Below are 6788 nucleotides of genomic sequence, written 5' to 3' on the forward strand. Positions count from 1 at the left end.
GGCGTGGCACGCTGGAAGCATGGGCACCGGATCGCTCACCGTCCCGCGTTCGTCGACGCTGCGGTCGCGCCTGCTCACCGCCCTGTCGGGTGACCCCAACGGCACTCCCCCGTGGGTGCGCGCCCTCGCCGACGGTGACGACGCGGGGTACTTCGCCGACGGCGGGGCCGTGTGGACGGTGCACGCCGGCACGAGCACACTGATCGCCGGCATCCGGGCGCTGCTCATCCAGGCGCTCCACCCGGGCGCACTCGCGGGGGTCCATGACCATTCGCGCTACCGCGATGACCCGATGGGGCGCCTCTCGGGCACGGTCCGCTGGATCCTCTGCGTCACCTACGGCTCGACCGAGCAGGCGCAGCGCGAGACCGCGCGGGTCGGGCGTCTGCACCAGCGGGTACGGGGCACCTACGACGCCGCGGACGGCGAGCGCGCCTACAGCGCCGACGACGCCCATCTCGTCGAGTGGGTGCACCTGGCCTTCACCGAGGCGTTCCTGGGCGCCCACCAGATCTGGGGCGGGCCGATCCCGGGCGGCAGCGACGCCTACGTGCGGGAGTGGGCGCAGGCCGGGCGGCTCATGCGTGTCGCGGCACCCCCCGAGACCGAGGCGGAGCTGCGGGAACGCCTCGATGCGTTCACCGGTGCGCTCCGCCGTGACGAGCGGGTCGACGAGGTGGTGCGGTTCCTGCGCCGCGTGCCCCTCCCGGGCTCTATGGGGGTCAGTTATCGTCTGCTCTTCGCCGCGGCGGTGGCGAGCCTCCCCCGTGAGTACCGGAAGCTCCTGGGGCTGCGCCGGCTGCCGCTGCCGGTGATCACCCTCGCCCGGGTCGCCCTCGCGGCATCCACCCGGGCCCTCGGCGCCGGACCCCGGGCGCAGGACTTCGCCCGCGAACGTCACGCACGGCTCGGGTTCCCGCCGCCCGTCAGCCGGGACTGAGCCGCCGATGACCGGTCGCGCCACCGACACGCCGCGCTGGGTGCTGCACGTCGACCTCGACCAGTTCATCGCCGCCGTCGAGGTGCTCCGGCGTCCCGATCTGGCGGGGAAGCCCGTCATCGTCGGGGGGCGGGGCGATCCCACCGAGCGGGCTGTCGTCTCGACGGCGTCATACGAGGCGCGGGCGTTCGGGGTCGGGTCGGGGATGCCGCTGCGGATCGCGGCACGGAAGGTGCCGGACGCCGTGATCCTCCCGGTCGATCACGCGGCGTACACCGCCGCGTCGGACGAGGTGATGGCGACGCTGCGAGCGCAGCCGGACGCCGTGGTGCAGGTGCTCGGGTGGGACGAGGCGTTCGTCGGCGTCGCCACCGCCGATCCCGAGGCATACGCCGAGAACCTTCAGCACGCGGTGCTCGCGCGCACCCGGCTGCACTGCAGCGTGGGGATCGGCGACACCCTCGTGCGCGCGAAGAACGCCACGGGCTTCGGCAAGCCCCGGGGACGTTTCCGCCTGACGGCGGAGAACTGGCTCGACGTGATGGGCGAGCGGCCCACGATCGACCTGTGGGGCGTGGGAACCAAGATCTCGCGCCGCCTCGAGGCGCTCGGCATCCGGACGGTGCGCGAGCTCGCCGTCGCCGACACCGCCCCGCTCGCCGCGGAGTTCGGACCGAAGATGGGGCCGTGGTACCGGCAGCTCGGACGCGGCGACGGGTCGAACGTGGTCGACGACACCCCCTGGGTCGCGCGGGGGCACAGCCGCGAGACGACCTATCAGCAGGACCTCGTCGCACGCGACGCGATCGAGGCGGCGGCGCAGGTGCTGCTCGCCCAGGTGCTCGACGATGTGGCCGCCGAGGGGAGGCCGGTCGTGGGGCTTGGGCTGAAGGTGCGCTATGCGCCGTTTCTCACCAAGACCTTCACCCGCAAGATCGCCGAGACGCACGATCGCGCGACGGTGATCGCAGAGGCATCCGTCCTCCTCGCCAAGATCGAACCCGACCGCCCGGTGCGGCTGCTGGGGATGCGGGCGGAGATGGCGATGCCCGACGACGCCCGCGAGGGGCACACCCCGACCCGGAGCGGCTGGTAGCTCAGGGGGCCGGAGAAGCCGTGAGGTCGATGCCGTCGACCGCCGCTTGCACCGCCACCGCCGCTGCACCACGCGCCCACGCGGGAAAGCCGCTGTCGTCGATGTGCACCTCGATCGGATCGGCTCGGGGTTCGCGGGCTTGGGCGATCGTTTCGCGCAGCCGTTCCTCCGCCACGGCGACGAGGTCCATCCCCTCCCCTGCGAGCACGACGACGGACTGCTGCGTGAGGCCGGCGACGAGGGCGATGAGGCGTCCGAGAGCCACGGCGTTCCGGGCCACGATCGCCGCGACGGTGCGGTCCCCTCGGCGGGCGAGGGAGAGGACGTCCTCCGGGGTCACCGGTCGACCGAGGTCGCGGGTGCATTCGGCGAGGATCGACGCCGTCGTCAGCATCTGCGCGCAGCCGCGGTGACCGCGCGCGCAGACGGGTCCCGACGGCGCGAGCGGAACGTGCCCGATGTGGTCTGCTCCCGCCGCGGTCCGCACCACGCGGTCATCGATCACCAGCCCGTGACCGACGCCCGCGCCGATGGTGATGAGAGAGAAGCCCTGGATGCCGCGGGCCCGACCGAACCAGTGCTCGGCCTCGGTGAGCGCGATGACATCGTTCTCCACGGTCACCGGCACACCGATGTCGGCCTGCAGCGGTGCGGCGAGATCGACGCCCTCCCACCCGAGGAACGGGGCGAACTCGACCCGACCCGCTCGCACGGTGCCGCCGAGGCTCACTCCGACCGCGCGGAGCACCGTCGACTGTCCGCCTTCGGAGGAGACCAGATCACCGATCAGCTCGGCCACCGTCCTCGACACCGACTCGGGATCGGTGCCGTGCAGCGCGCGCTCGCTGTCCGCGAGCACCTCGGCGCGCGCGTCGGTGACGACGGCGTGCGCGCGGTCGCCGGTCAGCTTCACCCCGCCGAACCGGCCCCAGCCGGGCGCGACGTCCAGCGGGGTGACGGGCCGCCCGACGAGGCCGTCGGTGACGTGCGGGTACTCGACGAACACGCCGTGGTCGAGGAACGGCTTCACCAGGCGCGTCAGGCTCGCCGGCGAGAGCGCGAGTCGGGCAGCCAAGGCGCTGCGGGCGATCGGGCCATGCACCAGGACGGCGCGAGCGAGGGCGGACTCGCTGGCGGTGAGCATCGGTATCCCTGTCCTCCCGCCCGATTAGTTTCCTGATAGAAATATTGCCATGAACCCCCGCGATGACGTCATCCATCTCCGACGCGGCGGCACGACTGTCATCCTCGATCTGTCGACCGCCCCCCTCCCCTCCTTCGTGCACTGGGGCGCCGACCTCGGCCCGCTGCCCCCGGCCGCGCTGTCTTCCCTCGCCGTCGCCGCGCGTCCGCAACGCGTCTCGGGAGGACTGGACGCCACCCCCCGCCTGACGCTCCTGCCCACCGAGGCGGCGGGGTGGATGTTCACCCCCGCGCTCGAAGGGCACCGGGACGGCGCGGGAAGCAGCATCCTGTTCTCCCTCGTCTCCGTCAGCTCCGACGAGCACGCCGTGAGCCTCGAGCTCGCCGATGTCGAGGCGGGGCTCACCGCCCGGATCGACCTGTCCCTCGGCGTCGCGGGACTGCTCACTCAGCGGGTGACCCTGCGGAACACCGGCGACACGACGTTCACCGTCGACCGACTGCAGGCGGTGTTCCCCCTGCCCTGGGAGGCGACGGAGATCCTCGACACCACCGGCCACCACCTGCGCGAGCGTGCACCCCAGCGTCGGGCGCTCGCGATCGGCACGCACTTGCGCGAGAGCCGGCGCGGACGCCCCGGCGCCGACGCGACCGTTCTGCTGGCCGCGGGACGCCCGGGCTTCGGGTTCGAGACCGGTCAGGTGCACGGCCTGCATGTCGCGTGGAGCGGGAACCACCGCGTCCTTGCCGAACGGACGAGCAACGGCGATGCGTTCCTCGCCGGCGGCGAGCTGTTCCAGCCCGGCGAGGTCGTGCTCGCGCCGGGCGAGGAGATCTCCACCCCGCCCGTGATGGGCTCGTGGGGAGAGGGGCTCAGCGCGCTGTCGTATCGGTTCCACGACGAGTGGCGCGCCCGCCCGCAGCATCCCTCCCGCCCCCGCCCGATCACCCTCAACACGTGGGAGGCGGTCTACTTCGACCACGACCTCCGCCGGCTGACCGCGCTCGCCGATGCCGCCGCGGAGGTCGGCGTCGAGCGGTTCGTGCTCGACGACGGCTGGTTCCTCGGGCGACGCGACGACACCGCGGGGCTCGGCGACTGGCTGGTCGACCCCATCGTCTGGCCGGAGGGGCTCCACCCGCTCGTCGACCACGTGCGCGGCCTCGGGATGGAGTTCGGGCTCTGGGTCGAGCCCGAGATGGTCAATCCCGACAGCGAGCTCGCGCGGTCTCATCCGGAGTGGATCCTGCGCGGCCGGGCCGACCTGCCCCCGTCGGCGCGGCAGCAGCAGGTGCTGAACCTCGCGCACCCGGGCGCCTATCGGTACATCGCCGAGCGCCTGCACGCCCTGCTCGAGGAGTATCCGATCGCGTACCTGAAGTGGGACCACAACCGTGATCTCGTGGACGCGGCCGCCGGCCCCGGCGGGGCGGCGCGGGTGCACGCGACCACGCTCGCGCTCTACCGGCTGCTCGACGAGCTGAAGGCCGCGCATCCGGCGCTCGAGATCGAGAGTTGCGCGTCGGGTGGCGCGAGGGTCGACCTCGGGATCCTCGATCGTACCGACCGGATCTGGACGAGCGACAGCCTCGACCCGCTCGAGCGCCTCCCCAACCAGCGGTACACCGGACTCGTCGTCCCGCCGGAGATGATGGGCGCACACCTGACCACCCCGCACCTGCACACCTCGGGTCGGACGGTCGACCTCGAACTGAGCGCAGCGGTCGCCCTCATCGGGCACTTCGGGATCGAGTGGGATCTCACCGGCACCGACCCGGCGGCCCGCGCCCGCATCGCGAAGTGGGTGGACTACGCCAAGTCGCTCCGCGACGTGATCGCCACGGGGCGCCCGGTGCACGTGGACGGCACCGACCCGGGCGTGGACGTGCGCGGGGTCGTCGCGGCAGATGTCTCACGTGCGATGTTCACGATCGTCCAGACGGTGACGGATGCCGCGTGGCCGCCCGGGCGGGTGCGCATGCCGGGCCTCGACGACGACCGCCTCTACCGTGTGGCGGTCTCTTCGCTCACCGGCGGGCAGGGCGCCGGGCAGTCGCCGCTGGAGTGGGCGACATCGGACACGGTGCTGACCGGGCGGCAGCTGTCGATCGTGGGGCTGCGGCCGATGGTGCAGCAGCCGCAGCAGGCGATCGTCGTGGACGTGACCGCGGCGGACTGACGCCGCGTCAGGGCGCGGGTCACATGCGGGCGTAGCGGGCGCGCGCGAAGCAGAACAGGCCGTAGAGGATCAGTCCCGCACCGACGATCCAGAGGATGATCTGCCCGAACGGCAGCTGTGCGAGGCTCTGGAGGGCTCCATCGAGTCCGCCCGCGGCCTCAGGGTCCTGGGTGACGGCGGCGACGATGAAGAGGATGCCGGCGACGCCGACGGCGATGCCCTTGGCTATGTACCCGGCGATGCCGAATGCGACGATCGGCTTCCGGACCTTCGAGCTCGGCAGGTCGAGCTTCTCCTCGAACTTCTTCGTGGCGCCCTTGTACACGAAGGCGCCGCCGATGCCGAGCACGATGAGGCCGATGAGAACGAGAACGAAGACGCCGCCCGGGGTGGCGAGCAGCTGCGCACTGAGGGACTGCGTCGATCCCGACGAGGACGAGCTGCCGCCGAGGGCATAGGTGAGCGCGGTGACGGCGACCGCGATGTACGCGGCGGCGGTGCCGACGTGCTTCACCCGTCGACCCCACTTCTTCTTGTCATCTCCGTCGGAGTCGGCGGCGAAGAAGGCCTGGGCGATCTCGAAGAGCGCGAGCGCGGCGAGTCCGACGACGATGACCCAGAGCACGATCAGGCCGATGGGGGTCTCTCGGATCTGCGACATCGCCCCGCTCTGGTCCGCGGAGCCGCCACCGGCGCCGGTGGCGATCGTGATCGCGATGCTGCCGATGATGATGTGGAGGAGTCCGAGGACCGCGTACCCGACGCGGGCCACCGCGCGGAATGTGGATGATGAGTGCGCCGACCGCGCCGCCTGCTTCGCCGTGCTCATGCCGAAACGCTATCCCCCGTGTTCCGCCTCGGCCACGTGTTGACGCGCCCGCCTCGGACGTGCTGTGCTCCACCTCATCCGCCTCGCGTTTCGTCTCGCTGCGCTCGCTCAACGAGCGGAACAGCGGCCCAGTCGGGTCGTTGAGCGAGGAGCGCAGCGACGAGACAAAACGCCGGGACGTCGGTCGTTGAACGAGGAACGCAGCGACGAGACGAAACGCCCGCACCGCCGGTCGTTCAGCGAGGAGCGCAGCGACGAGACCCAACGCGGTGGCCTGTCGCTTCGTCTCGCTGCGCTCGCTGTACTACCCAGGGACGTTGGTTAAGCGGCTGAGGGGTGGGCGCTTTCCGATGGCAGTGTGGAGTCGGATGCGTTTGTAGTGATCGAGCCAGGCCGGGAGTGCGGTGCGGCGTTCGTCTTCGGAGTGATAGACGGGGCCGAGCGCCCATTCCTCGCCCATGGTGCGGTGGAACCGTTCGATGCTCCTATATTCGTCAAGTGACGATTTGGGGCAGGTTGGCGTATATCTCTCGGGCTATGAATCTCTTCAGACAGCGGATGATCTCGCGTTTGCTCAGGCCTTCGGCAGTGCGGCGTTCG

At 71.5% G+C, this 6788-nt stretch carries 6 protein-coding genes; 3 read left to right on the plus strand and 3 right to left on the minus strand.

All coding sequences use genetic code 11. The features are described 5' to 3' along the window. Positions 1–19: 19 nt before the first annotated feature. Together MA875_RS12950 and MA875_RS12955 are read left to right on the plus strand one after the other, a co-directional pair. A complete protein-coding gene (locus tag MA875_RS12950; protein ID WP_248242663.1) occupies positions 20–940 on the plus strand; it encodes an oxygenase MpaB family protein in 921 nt (306 codons plus the stop codon). A 7-nt stretch (positions 941–947) separates the two neighbouring features. Then, positions 948–2036 carry a DNA polymerase IV gene (locus MA875_RS12955; protein ID WP_248242664.1) on the plus strand — a complete coding sequence of 363 codons (1089 nt, stop codon included), beginning with the start codon at positions 948–950 and terminating at the stop codon, positions 2034–2036. A 1-nt stretch (position 2037) separates the two neighbouring features. On the opposite strand, the gene MA875_RS12960 is transcribed toward MA875_RS12955, so the two are convergent. Then, positions 2038–3180 carry an ROK family protein gene (locus MA875_RS12960; protein WP_248242665.1) on the minus strand — a complete coding sequence of 381 codons (1143 nt, stop codon included), beginning with the start codon at positions 3178–3180 and terminating at the stop codon, positions 2038–2040. 49 nt (positions 3181–3229) lie between these two features. Between MA875_RS12960 and MA875_RS12965 the strand changes: the two genes are divergently transcribed. Next, on the plus strand, positions 3230–5359 hold the full coding sequence (locus tag MA875_RS12965; protein ID WP_248242666.1) for an alpha-galactosidase: 2130 nt from the start codon (positions 3230–3232) through the stop codon (positions 5357–5359). Between the two features lie 19 nt (positions 5360–5378). Here the strand turns inward: MA875_RS12965 and MA875_RS12970 are convergent, their stop codons facing one another. Both MA875_RS12970 and MA875_RS17930 read right to left on the minus strand, forming a co-directional pair. Beyond that, a complete protein-coding gene (locus MA875_RS12970; protein WP_248242667.1) occupies positions 5379–6188 on the minus strand; it encodes a DUF1206 domain-containing protein in 810 nt (269 codons plus the stop codon). A gap of 304 nt (positions 6189–6492) precedes the next feature. Beyond that, positions 6493–6669: an integrase core domain-containing protein gene (locus tag MA875_RS17930; RefSeq protein ID WP_372492579.1), complete on the minus strand. Its 177-nt coding sequence runs from the start codon at positions 6667–6669 to the stop codon at positions 6493–6495. Positions 6670–6788: the final 119 nt, after the last annotated feature.

It is taken from the genome of Microbacterium kunmingense, from assembly GCF_023155745.1.
In the GTDB taxonomy this organism is placed as follows: Bacteria; Actinomycetota; Actinomycetes; order Actinomycetales; family Microbacteriaceae; genus Microbacterium; species Microbacterium kunmingense.

What these genes read in the sequence shown, in the direction of transcription:
- MA875_RS12955 (WP_248242664.1), top strand. Translation starts at nt 948, where the DNA reads ATGACCGGTCGCGCCACCGACACGCCGCGCTGGGTGCTGCACGTCGAC.
- MA875_RS12960 (WP_248242665.1), bottom strand. Translation starts at nt 3,180, where the DNA reads ATGCTCACCGCCAGCGAGTCCGCCCTCGCTCGCGCCGTCCTGGTGCAT.
- MA875_RS12950 (WP_248242663.1), top strand. Translation starts at nt 20, where the DNA reads ATGGGCACCGGATCGCTCACCGTCCCGCGTTCGTCGACGCTGCGGTCG.
- MA875_RS12965 (WP_248242666.1), top strand. Translation starts at nt 3,230, where the DNA reads ATGAACCCCCGCGATGACGTCATCCATCTCCGACGCGGCGGCACGACT.
- MA875_RS12970 (WP_248242667.1), bottom strand. Translation starts at nt 6,188, where the DNA reads ATGAGCACGGCGAAGCAGGCGGCGCGGTCGGCGCACTCATCATCCACA.